14 protein-coding genes are annotated in these 18,063 nt (G+C 41.1%); 1 reads left to right on the top strand and 13 read right to left on the bottom strand.

Annotated elements, in window-relative coordinates:
- The first annotated feature begins 90 nt into the window (after positions 1–90).
- Positions 91–1,247, top strand: a protein-coding gene (locus ASL14_RS19555) for an IS3 family transposase (protein WP_248844508.1) whose coding sequence is annotated in 2 segments (ribosomal slippage) — positions 91–346 and positions 346–1,247 — 1,158 coding nt in all. Because the reading frame shifts where the segments join, the coding sequence is not laid out codon by codon here.
- Here the strand turns inward: ASL14_RS19555 and ASL14_RS19550 are convergent.
- From ASL14_RS19550 to ASL14_RS19490, 13 genes are all read right to left on the bottom strand, one after another.
- Positions 1,214–2,137 (bottom strand): copper amine oxidase N-terminal domain-containing protein, encoded by a 924-nt coding sequence (locus ASL14_RS19550; RefSeq protein ID WP_223264041.1) that lies wholly within the window; start codon positions 2,135–2,137, stop codon positions 1,214–1,216. The two genes, ASL14_RS19555 and ASL14_RS19550, sit on opposite strands and share 34 nt — an antisense overlap.
- Before the next feature lie 662 nt (positions 2,138–2,799).
- Positions 2,800–3,345, bottom strand: a complete 546-nt coding sequence (locus ASL14_RS19545) for a hypothetical protein (RefSeq protein WP_134913123.1) — start codon at positions 3,343–3,345, stop codon at positions 2,800–2,802.
- A 23-nt stretch (positions 3,346–3,368) separates the two neighbouring features.
- Positions 3,369–5,981 carry a lipase/acyltransferase domain-containing protein gene (locus tag ASL14_RS19540; RefSeq protein ID WP_134913122.1) on the bottom strand — a complete coding sequence of 871 codons (2,613 nt, stop codon included), beginning with the start codon at positions 5,979–5,981 and terminating at the stop codon, positions 3,369–3,371.
- A gap of 141 nt (positions 5,982–6,122) precedes the next feature.
- On the bottom strand, positions 6,123–6,845 hold the full coding sequence (locus tag ASL14_RS19535) for a hypothetical protein (RefSeq protein ID WP_134913121.1): 723 nt from the start codon (positions 6,843–6,845) through the stop codon (positions 6,123–6,125).
- A gap of 22 nt (positions 6,846–6,867) precedes the next feature.
- On the bottom strand, positions 6,868–7,887 hold the full coding sequence (locus tag ASL14_RS19530; protein ID WP_134913120.1) for an exodeoxyribonuclease VII large subunit: 1,020 nt from the start codon (positions 7,885–7,887) through the stop codon (positions 6,868–6,870).
- Between the two features lie 206 nt (positions 7,888–8,093).
- Positions 8,094–13,004: an OmpL47-type beta-barrel domain-containing protein gene (locus tag ASL14_RS19525; protein ID WP_134913119.1), complete on the bottom strand. Its 4,911-nt coding sequence runs from the start codon at positions 13,002–13,004 to the stop codon at positions 8,094–8,096.
- 72 nt (positions 13,005–13,076) lie between these two features.
- Positions 13,077–13,706 (bottom strand): hypothetical protein, encoded by a 630-nt coding sequence (locus ASL14_RS19520; protein WP_134913118.1) that lies wholly within the window; start codon positions 13,704–13,706, stop codon positions 13,077–13,079.
- Positions 13,707–13,805: 99 nt separating this feature from the next.
- Complete coding sequence (locus tag ASL14_RS19515) at positions 13,806–14,231, bottom strand: hypothetical protein (RefSeq protein ID WP_134913117.1); 426 nt, start codon at positions 14,229–14,231, stop codon at positions 13,806–13,808.
- A gap of 15 nt (positions 14,232–14,246) precedes the next feature.
- Entirely contained in the window at positions 14,247–14,591 is a 345-nt protein-coding gene (locus ASL14_RS19510) for a DUF4320 family protein (protein WP_223264369.1), read from the bottom strand.
- 158 nt (positions 14,592–14,749) lie between these two features.
- Positions 14,750–14,992, bottom strand: coding sequence for a hypothetical protein (locus tag ASL14_RS19505; protein WP_134913115.1), 243 nt, complete (start codon positions 14,990–14,992; stop codon positions 14,750–14,752).
- Between the two features lie 19 nt (positions 14,993–15,011).
- Entirely contained in the window at positions 15,012–15,905 is an 894-nt protein-coding gene (locus ASL14_RS19500; RefSeq protein ID WP_134913114.1) for a hypothetical protein, read from the bottom strand.
- A gap of 14 nt (positions 15,906–15,919) precedes the next feature.
- Complete coding sequence (locus tag ASL14_RS19495; protein ID WP_134913113.1) at positions 15,920–16,786, bottom strand: type II secretion system F family protein; 867 nt, start codon at positions 16,784–16,786, stop codon at positions 15,920–15,922.
- Between the two features lie 4 nt (positions 16,787–16,790).
- A complete protein-coding gene (locus ASL14_RS19490) occupies positions 16,791–18,038 on the bottom strand; it encodes an ATPase, T2SS/T4P/T4SS family (RefSeq protein WP_189338181.1) in 1,248 nt (415 codons plus the stop codon).
- Positions 18,039–18,063: the final 25 nt, after the last annotated feature.

The following is an 18,063-nucleotide window of genomic DNA, read 5'->3' as shown; positions in this document are numbered from 1 at the left end:
ACTTCGCTGAGAGGTGATGCTAAACTAAAAAGTGGACACCGAGAATCGAGAATGCGAGAATAAAATCAAACACATTCGAGGTGCTTCCCTATGAGTAAAAACTACGACAAGGCTTTTAAAGTTCAAACCGTTCAAATGATTCAAGAAGAAGGTAAACCTGTCTCTCAAGTAGCGAGAGAATTGGGCATCTCCGCGAACACGCTGTATCGTTGGGTAGCTGAACACAACCAAGATGGGAAACAGGCTTTCCCTGGCAGTGGGAACCTGAAGCCAGAGGATCAAGCCACAAGAGAACTCCACAAACGCATTCGTGATCTGGAAGAGGAGAACGATATTCTAAAAAAGGCGATGCACTACTTTGCCAAAGACCGACGCTGATCTTTTCTTTTATATATGATCACCGCTTCCAGTGTCGTGTTGCAAAGATGTGTGCGGTGTTTGGTGTTTCACGAAGCGGCTATTACAGATGGGTACAAACTCGAACGATTCATAAAGAACGACAAAAACAACGGGAAAAGCTTTTACAACGTATCCGCCGGATCTTCTTGGATTCACGCCGTTTGTATGGCAGCCGGAAGATTCATAAAGCTTTGGTTCAGCAAGGAGTTGTCGTGTCACAAAAAACAGTAGTGCGAATCATGAAGGAGCTTGGTTTAACGTCCAGAACCGTGAAAAAATACAAAGCAACTACGAACTCCAAACACCAACTGCCTGTTCATGAGAACCTTTTAAACCAACAGTTTGTTGCTGAGGCTCCAAACGAGGTGTGGATGACGGATATTACGTATATTCCCACCGATGAAGGCTGGCTTTATTTGGCGAGCGTGATGGACTTGTACAGCCGCAAAATCGTAGGATTCCACATGGATTCTCGGATGACTAAAGAGTTAGTCATTCAGGCCCTTGACCAAGCATATCGTGTCCAACGACCGGGCAAAGGGGTTCTGCATCATTCGGATCGAGGGAGCCAATACGCATCTCACGAGTATCAAGCTAAGCTGGTTAAGTACCATATGAAAGGCAGCATGAGCCGCAAGGGGAACTGTTATGACAACGCCTGTATCGAATCCTTCCACAGCGTTCTAAAGAAGGAACTGATTTACTTAGACCACTACAAAACCCGTCGTGAGGCAAAGAAGCAGATTTTCGAATATATTACATGCTTTTATAATGGGAAACGAATCCACTCTTCCCTAGGTTATGTATCTCCAAATCAGTATGAACGATTGTACCGAAAACCCGCTTGAAGTTCTCGACTTGGGGTGTCCATTCTATTGACAGTAGTCCAAGGTGCTTCTACAAGCCACTTCCCATTATTCCCAGATACAATAACCTCTTGAACTACACCATCTAGAGTTCCATCAATTTCATTTCCCTTACCATCAAGAAAAATACTATATCTTTCTAGGTCATCTCTGCCAGGATATATTAGAGTAATCGAAAGAAAACCTTGACCTTCTTCTAACTTATACATATATTGTTTGCCGGCAGTCAGCTCTGTTTTCTTACCTCTTTGTGTATAGAAGCTAGCAACGGCATCCTTTGGAATAGTAATCGTGAACTTCCCATCAGACACCTTAGCATTGTTTACAAACAGCTTCTTCGCCAAATTATTGTATCCTGGCTTCCACCCAAACTCTTCTTTAGGATCGGGAATCGGCTCTGGGTCAGTGACTACTGCCCCCATGCTAATGCTCACCAGACTTTTGCTGCTGTTCCAATTAACTGTGGCTCCTAGTGCCTCCGACACAAAGCGAAGCGGGACATACACACGTTCTTGCTGCAATCGAGCAGGAACATCTAATGTGATAATCTTATCACCTACCAGCACCTTATCACTGTTCACATTCATGTGAATCGTCTTATCGGACTGAGTAATAACGATAGCACGATTCACCTTGTTACCAGTCGCCTCTTTCTTGTAATCAACCTTAGCACCAAGGGACTCGCTCACAAATCTCACCGGAATCAGCACCCTGTTTTGTTCAACGTAAGGCTTTGCGTCTGGAAACTTCACGTTCTTACCATCCACTTGGACGTTAACATTGACCCTTGCAGCTGAAGCCGTAGATACGGTAAAACCAAATGCCATTACAACGCTCAATAGAATCATGCAAGTCCTTTTTCTCAAAATCATATCATCATCTCCATCTTCATTTTTATGGGAATAAACTTGTTTTCAAAAAAAGCATAATAGACCTTACAACCTATATTCCATTATAATCCAACATGCTTTTTCGTACAATTCATATACTCCCTCCCCTTTCACCTTCCTATAAAATGCGAAAACCTCCACTGGCCTATGCCGATGGAGGTTTAGTATTTTTTTAAATCCACGCACCCGGATAGGGTGCAACTTGAGGTAATCTTCACCCGCTTGCTCATATCCGTATTTAAATCCATAAACTCAGATAAAGCGCAACAACGAAAAATAGCGTAGAAACGTTGAACAAAAGAGTAATACGTTTAAATTACCCTAAACTAAAAATAGCCCCTTCTGAGGGGTTATTTTGATTAGATTTGTATGAAGTTTAAAGATGCGCTTCTTTCGCTTGGTTCCATTATAATACTTTAGTCAATAGAAATCAAGAACTTTTGTTCGCTTTATTTTTCAAAAAATTCACTATCGTGGTTCTTCCTTTCTAACTTCACTTCAGAAAAACATACTCAACAAATGATATACCCTCAAATAATACTCTCCTTCCTTCGCTAACCACACACCCTGAGTCACTTAAGATTTTAAGTACAGACAGTTTAATACTAAAACAAAGAATCCCTCTGCCAGTTTCGACAAGGGATTCAATGTATGATACTGTTCTCTTCAATCGTATAGACCTCTAAAAGAACATCTTTAGGAAGCGAACCTTTATTTCCGTTTAATTCTAATGCTTGTTCTTCTGTCACGTCTGAAATAATTAATTTACCTACTGGCTTTCCCTTCTTCAGGTACAATTTAATATGTGTATTATCTTCTGAAACATATGGAAACGAAAAAGCCCATGTCTTACAAATGGTTGTAGCTTGTTTGATTTCTTTTAGTTCCTGCTTAGTTGTATAATAATTTCTGCAAATTTTAAACAAAAAAAATGTAATAACAAGTAACGGGACTCCAATTGTTAAAAAAGTATTTGTGTTATCCCAACCAGATAAAAGAACTAATTTTGTTAATCCGATCAAGAAGAAAATAACAGCCCAAATCATTATCCCCAGCTGGATAATGATTGAAAGTACATCTGATCTACTAAAAAGGCCGCTGCCTTTCCACAACTTACTCCAGAACAGAGTGAAGGCAATTAAAATTATGACAGAAAGCATTCCAAATTGAATCATTATCATTCCATTCATTGCCTTCCACCTCTTTCTGGTGTTTAATCTTCTTTCATTATAAGTGGTATTTCCCTTAATGCAGGTCGAACATTTTTCAAATCAGTTATAACTAATTTAAACCGATATTTCAGAAAGTTCTCATTCACCATAAACTTTCCTTTAAACAAGCCATTTTCATCTTCAATAAGATCTATTTGCTTATCTGGGAGTTTATTCGTTTTTACAGCAACCAGTTTGGCGCGAGGTCTTGTATGTGTAATGGTCTCACGAGTACGCTCTGAAATAAGCTCAAATGAGAACTCATATTCTTCTCCAACCTCAAGCACTTCAGTTGGAGCGCCATAAAAATATAGCGAGTACATCTCAAGGAATTTCACTTCAAATTCATAATATTTTGAGGAAAACTTTACACTTCTAATATTGTCCGGTATTTCTTGGATTGGTATCACTTGGCGAGCAGCACTACTTCCTTTACCAATTAGAATAATTTCTTGGTCATTAATGTCCAGAGCCTCATATTTAAGAAAATTTTCCCAAATCATCATAGGTTGAGTTGCGGAAGAATACTCCCTCCACATTAATATAGGAATATTACCCAAACTGAGTTTTAATGATTGTGTATCTCCTTTATTCCCAAATTCGTTAACTGAGTAATATTCCAAAAGTAAGAAGGCATTAGGATCGCTCCGCAATTTAGAAAATCCTAAACTAACCTTTTCTCCAGGCTGAGCTAGCTTAAACTCATCGTTGCTGTCTACTCTAAATAAAGTTTCAGCTCCGGCACCATTGGTTATAGGAACAAATGACAAATCAATACCTTCGGGATCAATCGCAACCACAATCTTTGTTTCAGGATTTTCACCATCAACATTAAAGGGAAATTGGCTTACACGTAATGATCTGTTAAATTTATCTTTTCCAAATGCTTTAATTGTATGTGTACCAGAATCAAGATTTAAATCTACAGGTTCTGAATATCTCTTGGGAGTACTATCATCAATGGTGTAGAACAGGCTGGAAACATTCTCCTCATATTCAACCTCAAGATGTAAGGTCACCAAACCAGAATATATTCGTCGGTACTTAACTTTCTGACCCTGATTACTTAATTTAACTTTAATCCTAGGAAGATTGTCCTTTATCTTAGGCAATCCTTCCTTTCTATTTCTTTTTGTAACTTTTGGATTAATTATTTCATCATTAATCTCAAGAGTGGTTTCAGAATTTCTATCTGAGAATGGAATTCTAATCATCGCTGAAGCTTCATCAGAAACAGGGATAGGATCAAATTTTTCTTCTTTTGTCGTGTCCTCTCCAAACATTTTAACTGATATATCAGCAACCCCATTATCATATGAGTTAATTTTTATTATCATGTCATCTTTAATCGCATCATCAAAATACACATATTTGGCCTGACCAATATTAAAGTACAAGATATGTCCCTCTTGTGCCTGCGGACTAATCTCTTCGATGTTAGGATCAAACACCCCTGCTACATATCTATTCTGTTCATCCAATATTGTTGAATCAACAGGACACATAATTGTGGCAAGAGTTCCTTTTCTAAAAAGGTCTGTTCTTAACTCCTTATAAACACCATTAGGTATAGAATCTTTCTTTCCATTGAGAGACCATCTAATAAATTTTAACACTTCTTCTGTTGAACCCATATCGCTGTGTGCTGCACAACAATAAAATAAGTTTGCTTCATGAGCAGGAATTGCACTAAATACAGGAACAACTCCATCTCCATTCTCAAATTTACAATCCCTTTTAAATGGAAGTCTTGATTTATTACTTTCCATTGGTAGCTCATACAGAGTCGGTATCTGGGAACCTACTAAATTATCATGTTCAATATGGCTTGGAAGTGGTTCGAGCATCATTCTTTGAACAGGTTCCATAAAATCAGTCCAAACATTAGCTGAAATTCCATGTGCGCTAACAGATAAATTATAATAATTTTGGGCTTTCATTTGAACATCTTGATATGTGACAATTTTCTCGGAATTATCATCTTCATTCATCAAAAGAAACTTACCCTCTTCAAAATCATTAAAATAATGTTCACTTGGAAGAAGCTGATATACCGAGGGTAGCTGCCTTGCCAAATCTCTTGTTTTTACGTCATCAAATGCTTCGAATATGTGAGAAAAATCCATGAAAAATCCAGGTTCACCAAATGATAGTGATTTATATGAGTCAGGCGATCCATGCCAAGGTGTGCCTAAAGTCATCAATTTCTTTACCATTTCTGAAATGCCCAATTCATGCAACTTTAAAATCGCAATTTTAGCAATCATTCCTCCCATACTATGGGCAACAAGATGAATATTACTGTGTTTGGCGCTCACCCTTGTTATTTCTTTAACCAACATATCAGCTACAAGCCTAATATCTAATCTCCAATCGTATGCGAACATCTCCACTTCTGTGTTTGAAAATTCATTCAAGATTCCTTTATAAATCTTCTTTCTAAAAAACCAAAATGCATTTACTACACTTAACGGCCTTCTGCCTTCCATTGAATTATTTATGCTAAGTGCTTCCACGTCATCAATGTTTTTAGGAAACCATCGCCTATTATCTCCTTCCCAAAGTTCGCTTCCTTTAATTCCTGGTATAAATATGATATACGGCTGCTCGGACATTGCTTTTCCCCCTAGTGTAAACCGATGGTTCAGTAGTACGAATAAACATCAAATAATTTTAGGTTAAAAATATCATAAAATGCGACATCAATCCATAAAATTTTCCAAAGTACAAGATAAACACATTTTACCTATAGAATTTTACAGTTTCAATAATACATCCTCAAGTAGTGTAATTAGTTCGTCTCTTGTTCGAGACTTGGCCCTAAACATTTCTGAAAATATTTCTTCTCTGAATTTAAAAATGTAGCGATAAATAATCCTTGAAGAAAATAGTATTATTGCAACATAAGCAGATATAAGAAATGCTCCGAGAAGTAGTTCTACCAAAGAATTTTTGGAAAGACCAACAACGGCATAGATTAAAGGAATTAAATGATTCCAAAGTGGCACTAAAAAAGCCAATAACAAACCAGGTGCTACTAATGGTGGAATCTTACTCTTTCCTAGATCGGTAATTCTTTGTATAAGTTTTTCAACCCTGTGCGTTTCATCAAGATCATTTCTTTCCAGATAACCTACCAGCAAGCTAAGTTGCTTGGCTTTGTATTTTTCCGTCTTCCATCCCTCATCCTTTCTAGAATATATTCCATATTCAGTTTTTACAATTTTAGATGCTCTCACACCATGATAATGACTGATTATTAGTGTGATCCCCAAAACAACAAAAAAAGGAATAAAAGGCCAATACATAATCGTGCCTGTTAAAGTCACGTAAATCCCACCAAATAACAATCCCATCGTTGTTAAGATAAAGGCCACCACTGATATGTTGCTTAAGCAACGAAGCCATTTCATATGTTTATAGACTAACCCATAATCCGATACAGTTTCTTCGTAATACTTAATTAAGTCCTCTACCATTTAGTAATCTCCTTAACTGAAATTATTTCATAATGAAATAGTAAAAACACAACAAAATCACTGCAATTGTAATGAAAATAGCCATGCTTGGCTTTTTTTCTTTTCTCCTATTTGAATCAGGTGATTTATCGGCTGTATACTGGTATTCAACATCATTTCTTTCCTTCAACTTATTTCCATACTGATATGAACCAGCCTCTTCTTTAATCGAGGTGGAATCATATCCATAGCTTCTGACCTGACCCAATCTATCTACTAAAAATTGAGCTGCTTTAGTTGGTGTATTTTCAGAACGATCAGCAATATGATCAGCTGAAGTTAAGTTAGCCGTATGTCCCAGTCCAGTAATAATTGGAATAGCAGAAGCGTTTATTGCCGTAGCAACTTCAACACTATTAAACACCCCAAAATCGGTTTCTTTTCCTCCACCCCGAACGATCATAATTACATCGCATAATGACTCACAGGCTGCATATATACCACTGACAATGCTTTCTACACTGTTAAGTTTCACTTGAAAAAGTTCCACTTCTATACCACTACGCTTTTTAAAAACAGCCTCCACATCCGCAATAGCTTTAGAAACTGGTGAAGTCACTAAACCGACTTTACAGTACGGTTGCCCAAAAAAACCTGAAAAATCATCTTTATATTTGTTGAAAAGTTCACCTTCAATAATCCCCTTTGTTGCAGCTTGTTGTTGCATCGTTACAAAACTTCCACCAACTGGCTCAAAGGAATGTGCTTTAAACTGTAAAGCTCCAAATCTGGCCCTAGAACCTACTTCAAAATAACCTGTAAATAAATATGTATGATTTATCTCCAACTGGCTGGCAAGATCATGTTGAATTTTAAACTGCATCTCAAGCCCATCATCTCCTTGAACTGTGATGAAATTAGTATATTTAGCATTTAAGATATGTTTGACCTCAGCTTGGATACAAAACTCTTGTTTGCTAAGTCTATTTCCAACTATAGACCTAAGTTCTTTCAAAGTCATTTCATATGCATCAGCCAATCGGCTTATTTCAGTTCTATCCATCTGTCCTACTCCTTAGTTTAAATGGTACTTTAAACCTATTCGACAGATGTATTGAATTTCCTTCAATTGTATTGATTCATAACTCTGAAAAATGACTAAACTCCCTCATCTCTTGGCACACCAGTTACTAGGACATAAAAGTGGTGTATTTTCACCCTATAATATAGAAAGGACTATACCGCTTCACACGATATAGCCCTAGCTCTCTACAGACCTATTGAACTTTTATCTTGCAACAGGTTGAATATCATCTCCGCAGCCTCAGCACGAGTCACAGGTTGCTTAGGGCGAAAACTTCCATCCGGGTAGCCTTGAAGCAAGGACTCCCTTGTTAATCCTAGCACCTCCGTCTTGGCCCATTTCGCAATGACCCTCTCATCCTGATAAAATTCCTGAAATCCAACTGATTCCTCTGGCTTCACAACATTTCCCAGCATCTTAGATGCCTGCTCACGAGAGATGAGTCGGTCCGGGGCAAAGACAGTATCAGAGAACCCACGAGCCACAACATTCTTAATCGCTGTTTTCAGTTCAGGAATATACCAATCTTCAGGCTTGATATCATTGAAACTGAGCTTTGTATCTAGCTCCTCTGGAAGCTTCAGCGCCCGTACAAGCATAGATGTGAATTCAGCTCTCGTCACTTCCCGATAAGGCTCAAAGGTCGTATCACTTGTTCCTTTCAGAATGCCACGATCTGCAAGCTCCTGTATCTTGTCGCCGTTAAACACTCGGTCAATGTCTTTGAACACAGCTTTGTTTTTATTTTGGATTGGAGCAGGGGTTGTCGGTTCTATTATAGCTGGGAGTGGATTTGAAATTACTGGTGGGATTACTTCATCAGATGATAGTTGACTTGTAGGCTTACTGCGAGAAAGAGTTCGAGTGGATACAACTTGTACTTCGCTTTTTACTCCATTGCTGTTTTCTGTCCAAATTTCAATGTCATACTTGGTTCCGCTTTTGACAGGTTCCCATATAAAAAGAGTATCTTTGCCTTTATAGATAATCTCACCATTATGAGAAATCACAATGATATCATTTAGCTTCGTATCACCAATCATAATAGCAATTGAAGTGTATTGCGGCTTGGCATCCACCGTAAATGAGCCATCGGGCAGAGTTTCAAATGATACAGAACTGGAAATTCCAATGCCACTACTGTTCACTGGCTCAATCTTGACCTCATGAGTTTCTGAGCTGGCAAAGCCTTTAAAGGTGTAATTCAATTCCGTTGTATCGCCATGAAGCTCACCATCTAAGTAGACATGATAGTAGTCGGCCCCGGGTATCTGCTTCCACCCTGTGACAGCGCTGGACGTTGTAATTTCCTTTACCCAAACATCTCCGCTTTGCGGATTGCTTGGATAGGTGCGCCAGTTGAAAGCACCTGTCTTCCCCATGCCTGTTGCATTCACGGCAACAACCTGAAATTCATAATTCGTTCCCGGCTGGAGATCAGTGATTTTAAAGCGGGGTTCAGTGGTAGTACCTAACTCCTGCTCACCTTGGTAGACAATGTACTGATTAGCGCTTTTTACAGGCTTCCATGACAACGTGAAGCTCGTGTCCGTTGGTTTCTCTGCATTAAACCCAACCACCTGCGAAGGCAATGTAAGAAACCGCCCTGTTCTGGCTTCCCCCCATCCAGAAGTGTTTCCTGCGCTAACGCTAAATGGATAAACCGTGCCTGCCTCCAGCCCGTACACGGCTGTAATAACGTCCGACATGGTATGCTTCTGTTCATTCACACTCACTTCATACTTCGTAGCTCCATGGACAGGAGTCCAGCTAAGTACAGCAGAATGTTCCTGAATATCCGTTATTGTAGCTTCTTCAGACTGTTCAGGTAGTGTCAAACCATAGGTGTCACTCGTCACACCAAGGCCACTTCTGTTAAACGCCTGTATGGTGATTTGGGCTGGCGTTCCTGCTGGCAGATCAGGAAGCATCATCTCATGCTCATCTGCACCTACACGGTATTCCTGCACCCCATTCACTACAATCCGATAACCAGCAGCTCCATGAACACGGCTCCAAGCAATCATGAGATCATTACGACGTGCACCGATAACGGTGAGACTATTCACCGCGCCCGGAAGAGTTAATACGTTCAGATAACCATATGCCCCCGGCCCCGTTGGATTAACAGCATAAAGAGCATAATCATACACTGTTCCCGAAGACAACCCAAAATCAGTAAAACCCTCATACACCGCTCTCGTCACTGGAACCTGGCCACGCTCCAAAACATAATAGGTGGCGCTGGTAACCGTATGCCAAGCCAAGTCTACACGATTTTCACCGATGGACACACTTTTGAATCCCCCCGGTGTGGCTGGCAATGTTAGAATGGATTGATTCGTTGCCGCTCCTTCTCCCGTTTCATTGATTGCTGATACCGCGACATTGTATACCGTTCCCGGTTGCAAATTCAGCACAGGCTGATATACGCTATTCGTTACCGTCTCGTTATACACTTCCTGCTGCGTTGCCATATTGTAAGCTCTAATACGGTATTGTCTCGCGGACTGAACAGGATCAAAGCTGGCTGCAATCTGAGCGGTCTCTCTCTCTACTGGAGTGAGAATTAAATTGGTCGGTGCAGCCGGAAGCGTGAGCAAATGAAGCTTCGGGCTTACTGCTTCACCAACATGATTTCGGACACTTAATTCATACTCATAGTTCGTGCCTGCCGACAAAGACGTATCTAATACCCGATCTCCCGGATAGGTGACGTCCATCGTCTGTCCATTAGTAAGATTACGTAAGATATACCGGTATCCATCCGTATACGTATGGCCCCCGGGAAGTGTCCATTGTAGAGCGGCTTCCTTAACCCCAATAGACTGAATAGAAAGCACGGGTGCCTCTGGCGGCTGCTGAACATGCATAGCCGATGAACTAGCTACTACGCTATTCCCCACGTTATCCTCAACCTTGGAATGGATATACCATGTACCTTCTTTCGCAATCTGAACAGAAAAGTTATTACTATTAGCCAGTTCCCAGCTTTCCGGCTCATCCGGTGAACTACTAATTTTATAGTAGCGACGATTCGGATTCACGCCAGAACTATCATCTGTGTATTGAATGGTTGCTGTGATTGGGTCTGTTGACCAGCCTCGCTGAGATGGGCTAATCAGAATAACAGGGGCTTTCTTGTCAATCCTCACAGTCTTCGTCGTTTCCACACTAGCATTACCTGCCGTATCAACGGCACGTGCTGTAATAACTGTTAATCCGTCGTCCGTTACCGTTCCCTGCTCCCCAACCCTATAGCTCCCGTTACCGAGTTTGTATTCATAATGGAAGCTACGCGTATCAGTGGAGCCGGAAATTGTAAACTGAACATTACCTTGCGTGTAGTTGTCGGTGGACAAGGTAATGCTTGGAGCCGTTGGTGGTGTCCGGTCGATCAAAACCGTTTCATTCGCAATTACACTGATATTCCCGGCTTTGTCCGTGCTACGGGAAAATACTTGATGCTCGCCTTCAATAGTAATGTTGAACGGTTTGGTATAGGTCTGCCAGTCTGAAGAAGTTCCCACTCTGTACTCTGTGTTCTTTATACCGCTGAGGGTATCTGTTTCAGGTGTGATTGTGATTTCAACATTCCCTGATGTATCTCCATCTGGATTTTTCAGAATCGTTGGAGCAGTCGGCGGCGTTTTGTCAATGTTAGAATCTGAAGAAGCTTCAACACTGACATTCCCGGCTTTGTCCAGTGTCCGGGCATTAATTTTCACATTTTCCTCAACAGTGACAGGAGTAACATAATCTATCCATGAGCCATTCCCGATCTTGTATTGGCTCTTGAGTACACCACTTCCACCCGAATCCTGACCGCCCTGTATGATGAATTTTTTGCGGTTACTTGACCAATTCGTGTTATCAACTAAAATGCTAGGATGATTTGGCGCGATAGTATCTACCCACACCTCTTTAGAAGACTCCGTCCCGATCTGTCCGAGGTTATCAGTCGTTCTAGCAATAACAGTAGTAACTCCGTTATTCTGTATACTAATGCTTCCTGTATAGTCTCTCCAGTCCTGATTCGTTGCGCCAGATAACCGATACTGCGACAATCTCACACCACTTCCTGCATCATACCCGTGCTGAACAATTACGTTCACGGCAGTATTAGACCACCCTGTACGATCTGTAATGATGGTGGGCGCTCCAGGAGGGGAACGGTCAATTTTTGCAAGAGCTGTTGTTTCAGGACTTTTATTATTGTTGTAGTCTACAGCTCTGGCCCTAATAGTCGTATCACCTTCATTTGAAATCGTAAAACTATCACCGAAAGCCCAATCCTGCTGAGTTGCCCCTTCCAGCTTATATTCATAGCCTTTTAGCATCCGATCATCTGTACTGCCACCAATAGTCACCTGAACGTTACCCTGCGTAGCTCCATTGGGGTTTAGCTGTATAGTAGGCTTAGTGGGTGGTTTGGTATCATTCGCATAGGGTCCGCTCGTAATGTTGAAAGTGATCTTTTCAAATACTGTAGTTGGCTTATTGGAAACCAATTTATAATACCTGATACGAGTTACATTAGGAGAAGTGTATGAGCTTATCCTAATTGATCCTCCTGAATTACCAGGTTCATAATCATTTCTAAATACATTTCCGTCTCCAATCTTGTACCAGTTTGATCCATCATCCGAGAAATACTCATCAATGCGTGTGAATTCCCCATTGTTCCGAGGAGTATAAATATTGTAGTAACCATCTAATCCAAAATCATTGCGATCAATTCCAGGCTCCCCTAGATCCAGAGTGTAGCTGCTGCTTGCATTAGTTACTTCCCATGTTTGACCAAGATAGTATGTCGCTGCTTCGGCTTTCTCTGGAAAGATCGGTACAACAGCAGCTACCGTAATTACTATGACTAAAAAGATGGTAAACCATCTACCTGTTGCACGAGATGAGAGCTTGAAATACCTTACTTTTTGAAAAAGATTATCTCTTGCTAAATTAGCAACCTGCTGTTTCCGACACAGTCGATGGTATAAATCCTTGACCATGTTATCTTCCTTCGTCAGCAACTTAAGTTCCTTTTTAAAGGAACCCGATAGACTTAAAAATCCTACAATAATAGATTTTTTTTTCATCACGCGCTCCTTTCAAATGGCAAAGCAAAAAGCAGACACAAAATGTCTGCTCTCCACCTTGTTCTTTATCTCTCATTTCATCTTTGTATTTTGAGTACGATCTACACCCGTAGGTGCAAAATATATGCGTCCTTCTTCCTGATACTTGATTAGTGCAGCGACTACTTTTGGATTGCTGGTTTTCACAATCGCAATGGCTGGGATCGGATTCTGCTGCTCATCCTGTGGATTATAGCCATTTTGATTCTGCCGATCTTGAATCAACAAATCTTTTAAAAGCGGATCATTTTCAGGAGTAATAAGTCTTGCCGGAATTTGATTGCCTCCCTCTACATACACATAGGCATCGGCTATCGTTCCGGGCTTAATGAAATCCCCCGCACTTCGTACTTGATCCGTCTGAATCCCTACGAAAAGCTCACCCTGCTTCAATTCTACACTCTGACCATACTTACTGTCCTTTACAGGTATCAGGAGTGCTTTTGAAATTGGGACTCCTGGTGGAAGTCCAATCTCCCCTGTCACCCATTCCTCACCTTTCAGTTCCTCCATAGATCGAATAGCATCCTCTGGAACTTCACTCTTCACGACTTCTCGCAAAATAAGTTTCCCCGTAACTGGGCTGAAGGGCAGCAGACTACTCTGCGCAACCAGCACCTGTTCCGTTGTCGTTTGTCGCTTCACAATCTGATTTTGCAACACCACTGCGCATCCTGCCAAAGTTAAAGCCACAGTAAATATGAGGAGGCGACGAGTTGTTTTGTTCCACCATCGTTTCAGTTTCAATTGCTTCACTCCCTATCACAAAAATTCTGCTAAGTACGGTGTCTTCTTCTTCACAGTCAGAGGCCACGCGTCTACCCCAAACATTTTCCCAGCTACTAAATCAACGTGGGTACGATATTCCATCTCAATACGTGGTAAATCGCCTTTATAAGTAATACCAACTTGAAGTGAGCTGCTATGGAAGAAAGTATTGTTCAAATGCGAATCGACATTCAGGTTGCTTTGTATCGTAGCGGATACGGTACGTTCCGCTACATTTTGATTGAGTCGTAATTGACCATGCTGACGTTCTATATCTCCACTTGCAGCTACAATTGCCGCATCAAGAGACTGTTCAGCGGCCTTTTCCATCTTGAAATACCCTGTATATACAACCCCCAGATCACGGACAAAGATGAGTCCTACGGCTGCCAGTATAATCATCGCCATCGTTCGTATCATGTCGTATCTCCTAAGTTATCGAATAAACCTGTGGGCCAGCCCCTCTACGGAGACATGAATCGGCAAATCAAGGCGCTTCCCCATCGGCTTTAGTCCAATCGTCTCATAGTTCATGTTGACAGTTAAATTGAGCGTATTGCCACGCTGAACCAGGCGCGGGGTTGCCTCAGTAATAGTTACTTTGGCTGGGTCTATCCCCATCGTGACGATCATGTTATCAAATTGCCTACGATTGGCAATTTGATAACCATTTTCGGCTTTCATGACTTCCATCAGTTCATTCGCACCAATGATAAGCTTTTGACGCTGGCTCCAATAGCCGTACAAATCAACCGAACAGTACAAGAGAGTGCATCCCACAAGCAGCGAAAAGATAATACTGACAGTGCCAGCAATGCCACCTCTTTGATTTCGTATAGGAAACTTCAATTTTTCATAAATACGCTGGAATCTTTTCAAGTCACCACCCCTCCTTCATAAAAACGGGACACTAAAAAGTATCCGTTCTCTTTTTTTTCTTAAGACATACTATCTAGTTTACCTGTAATTTTATTGAAGAAAGCTGGCAGCCATCCAGAAAGCAGCCCCCAGACCAAGACAATTGCCAAAACAGCAAGGAGAGCATACCCCAGAATTTCAATAATGGTTGCCCCGGCTTGATTTTGCAGGGGAGCTTTCAATCTTTTGAAAATACCTTGTACCTTACTTACGAACGCTACCATCAACAGCAACATAAAACCTGTCATTTTCTTTGTCATCATATTCAATTCCTCCAATGATTTAGATATTTTGGATCTCTGAAATAATTGTTGAAAAAGACAAAATTACAGAACCGAACGCAAACAGTGCGTTGAGCAAATAAAGATACTTGATCTTTTCCGGCTGACTACGAGTCATGTCTCTCAAGGCCGCCAAACGAAGCTTCTTTAGATCACCTTTGATGTCATCGAAATACTTCTTCGCCTCTCCATACCCATTGTTCACCCCGATTTTAACCGCAGCAGCAAAATCTCTCATCACGGGAATATCCGTCTCTGTTGCAAATAAATCGACAGCATCGGTGAGCTTCATAATCCGCACATTGGCGTTTAATCGAACCAACATTCGCTTCATGCGCGGACCGCTGGTTTCTTCCAGACGTTGAAGTGTCGTGATGAACGACTTCCCCGTTTCCAAAGCAATCATCATTTTACTAATAAGCTGAGGTAAGTCACGCACAATTTCATCCTGTCGCTTCTTGTACTCTTTTCTGATCTCCGTGAGCTGAGCCAAATAAAACACGATGACGACCACGGGCAGAGCCAAAAGCAGAGCCGGGATTTTAATGATAAATGGCAGCACTAAAAAAGGAAGACAGCCGACAATGGACTTTAGCAGTTTGTCAGCAAGCTCTTCCTCAAAGGTGTTATCTTTTCCAAGCAAGTTGTACATACGTCGCAGTTGTCCACTTAGCAGAGGTAGACGCAAATTCGTAAGCTTCGGCATCCACTGGTCTGCAATAAATAACATCACCGGGTCCATTTTCATACGGCGCAATTCCTGATTACTTTTTACAATTAAAGCAGCTTGAGACGCATACCGTTTCTCCAGCTCAAAATTAGGTAGGAACCGAGCACAGATGAGTATGGAAATCATCATAACAGCAACAAACAATAGCATTCCTGATACGAGCAATTGATCACCTCCTTTCAAAGTTTATCGAGATTCAGCGAAAGAAAATCGTCGCCTTTGGATATTGAGAACAAGGTAGCTGCTGCAAAAGAGACAATATAAACCTGACCAAACGTAGTGTTTAAAAATACATTGCTGTTCCCTGTATTCATAAAAGACAACAGTATTGGCATCATCCAGGCCATAATAGAAATCAGGAACAGATCCCTTCGTTTTCGCTTGGCACCAATCTCCAGTTCCTGAATCTGCTGAATATCTTCACTAATCTCTTCCACCGTTTCCCGAAGACTCTCCAAGGAACGAGCATGGAACCCTTCCATCTGAGTTAACAATAACTTGTCCATGAAGTCTTCCATTTTCCGTATCCGAAGCTCTCCCATCACGTCATCCAACACACGTTCTAGCGGAAAGCCCACACGGAGTTGATTGGATGCCTGCTCAAAGATCGGCTTTGTTACCCCACTCATATCCGGCAAGGCATTTTCTAACGCCTTTTGAATGTTCGGAAAATCTGCTAACTTTGAAATGAACAAACGCAAATTTGCTGGCAAGTCAAACAGAACGTTTTGCCGAATTTTCCGTTTGATCTTGAGTACAATTGCCCTCGGCAACGTAAAGCAAAGGACAATACCCAAAGCGATAAAAAAGTAGTTACCGATAAAGATTGCAATCAAGACAACTACGATGATGGAAAACACGATAATGCTGATAAACTCTTTCGATGATAGCGACCATCCTGCATCTTCTGCTTCTTTTCGAATATTTTCATAGCCGAACATTTGACTCAAAGTGAATGACTTGCTCGCTTCGGCCCTCGGAAAAAGAAAACCTAAGGTAAAGGATATCAAGACAAAGTAATAGACGTACATCATCCAATTGGGCATAATATCACTCCTCACACCAACGAGAAATAATATTCTCTGGAGCGCCCTCTGTTACAAGCTTATTTTTGAGTTTTCTGAGCTTGGCGACTTGATTAAACATTCTGGCTATAGGATCATATTTAAAAATCGTGTGAATCAGAGGCTTGTCCCCTTCGAACCCAAGTAACTCTCCAATCTCAAAAACCACCCGTTTTCCCGTACTCGTTTCATATTTTTGAAACAGGATCAAATTAAAACTCATTGCAACTTGGGAAGCTGCCATCGGGTTGTTCCCTGATAATTGTAAGAAGCGAATAGCAGCTTCCTGTGTGCCATTAGCATGAATTGTGAGATGAACGATATGTCCTGTGTTGGCTGCGACAAGCGCTTGTTGGGCTGCGTGTTCATCACGAACTTCTCCGATTAAAATTACATCCGGATTTTGACGCAAGCTGATCTTCACGAGTTTCGAGATAGGGTAGGATTTCCGTTCATCCTCATGCTCTTTAACAATAACTGAAGCAATATTCGGATAGTTCTGATAGCTTGTTTTCCCTTTGAGAAGCATTTCTTCGGAATCCTCAATACAGAAAAAACGCGTCAAGCGATCATAATAGGCCGGAAACCGAATCAATTGTGTTGTTTTTCCGCTGTTCGTCCCACCAGCCACAATGCTGCTCACTCCATAAGGCAACACATCCGATAGAAACTCGGAAATCTCCGTTGAAATATTGCCATAAGCAATACAAGTTGCATCTGAAAATACATCAGGTGGAAACTTACGAATAGAGATGATAGGTGTGCCTGCACTAATTCCCCCACGCGGTTTTTCCATTATCACGTTAATCCGAAATCCTCGGTAATTAGCATCAATGACAGGATCATTAGCTGTCAGACTCATACCTATTGGTAGGAGCATCTTGTCAATTGTTCTGTAGATGTGTTCGTTATCCTGAAAACGAATTCCCTCCATGTGTTCCTTAAACCCATTTCGTTCACCTATGACTTCATTTGGCCCGTTGATTTCAATACTGCTAATTTTCGGGTCATCAAGAGCTGGCTGCAAGACACCCATTTCGGTAATCTCGGTCTGCACATAGTTAATGACTTCCGTAATATCCATGCTAAATTTAAAATCACGCTGATCCCTAATAAAATCCATAATGTGAAATTTAACGCGTTTCCTCGCTTCTTCATCAATAATGGCCTTTACAAATTCATCATTGTAATACGTAATCAAATGCTGCTGAGTTCGTTCCAGCAACCCCTTCAAATTTTCATCATCCGTCTTGCTGCGG

This window comes from Paenibacillus sp. IHB B 3084, from assembly GCF_001447315.1.
Taxonomy (GTDB): domain Bacteria; phylum Bacillota; class Bacilli; order Paenibacillales; family Paenibacillaceae; genus Paenibacillus.
Note: the sequence above shows the minus strand (reverse complement) of the source record. Positions and strands in the feature narration are given on the sequence as shown.

Excerpts from the sequence above, each read along its gene's own strand:
- ASL14_RS19550 (WP_223264041.1), bottom strand. The coding sequence starts at position 2,137 with ATGATTTTGAGAAAAAGGACTTGCATGATTCTATTGAGCGTTGTAATG.
- ASL14_RS19545 (WP_134913123.1), bottom strand. The coding sequence starts at position 3,345 with ATGAATGGAATGATAATGATTCAATTTGGAATGCTTTCTGTCATAATT.
- ASL14_RS19540 (WP_134913122.1), bottom strand. The coding sequence starts at position 5,981 with ATGTCCGAGCAGCCGTATATCATATTTATACCAGGAATTAAAGGAAGC.
- ASL14_RS19535 (WP_134913121.1), bottom strand. The coding sequence starts at position 6,845 with ATGGTAGAGGACTTAATTAAGTATTACGAAGAAACTGTATCGGATTAT.
- ASL14_RS19530 (WP_134913120.1), bottom strand. The coding sequence starts at position 7,887 with ATGGATAGAACTGAAATAAGCCGATTGGCTGATGCATATGAAATGACT.
- ASL14_RS19525 (WP_134913119.1), bottom strand. The coding sequence starts at position 13,004 with ATGAAAAAAAAATCTATTATTGTAGGATTTTTAAGTCTATCGGGTTCC.
- ASL14_RS19515 (WP_134913117.1), bottom strand. The coding sequence starts at position 14,231 with ATGATACGAACGATGGCGATGATTATACTGGCAGCCGTAGGACTCATC.
- ASL14_RS19505 (WP_134913115.1), bottom strand. The coding sequence starts at position 14,992 with ATGATGACAAAGAAAATGACAGGTTTTATGTTGCTGTTGATGGTAGCG.
- ASL14_RS19495 (WP_134913113.1), bottom strand. The coding sequence starts at position 16,786 with ATGCCCAATTGGATGATGTACGTCTATTACTTTGTCTTGATATCCTTT.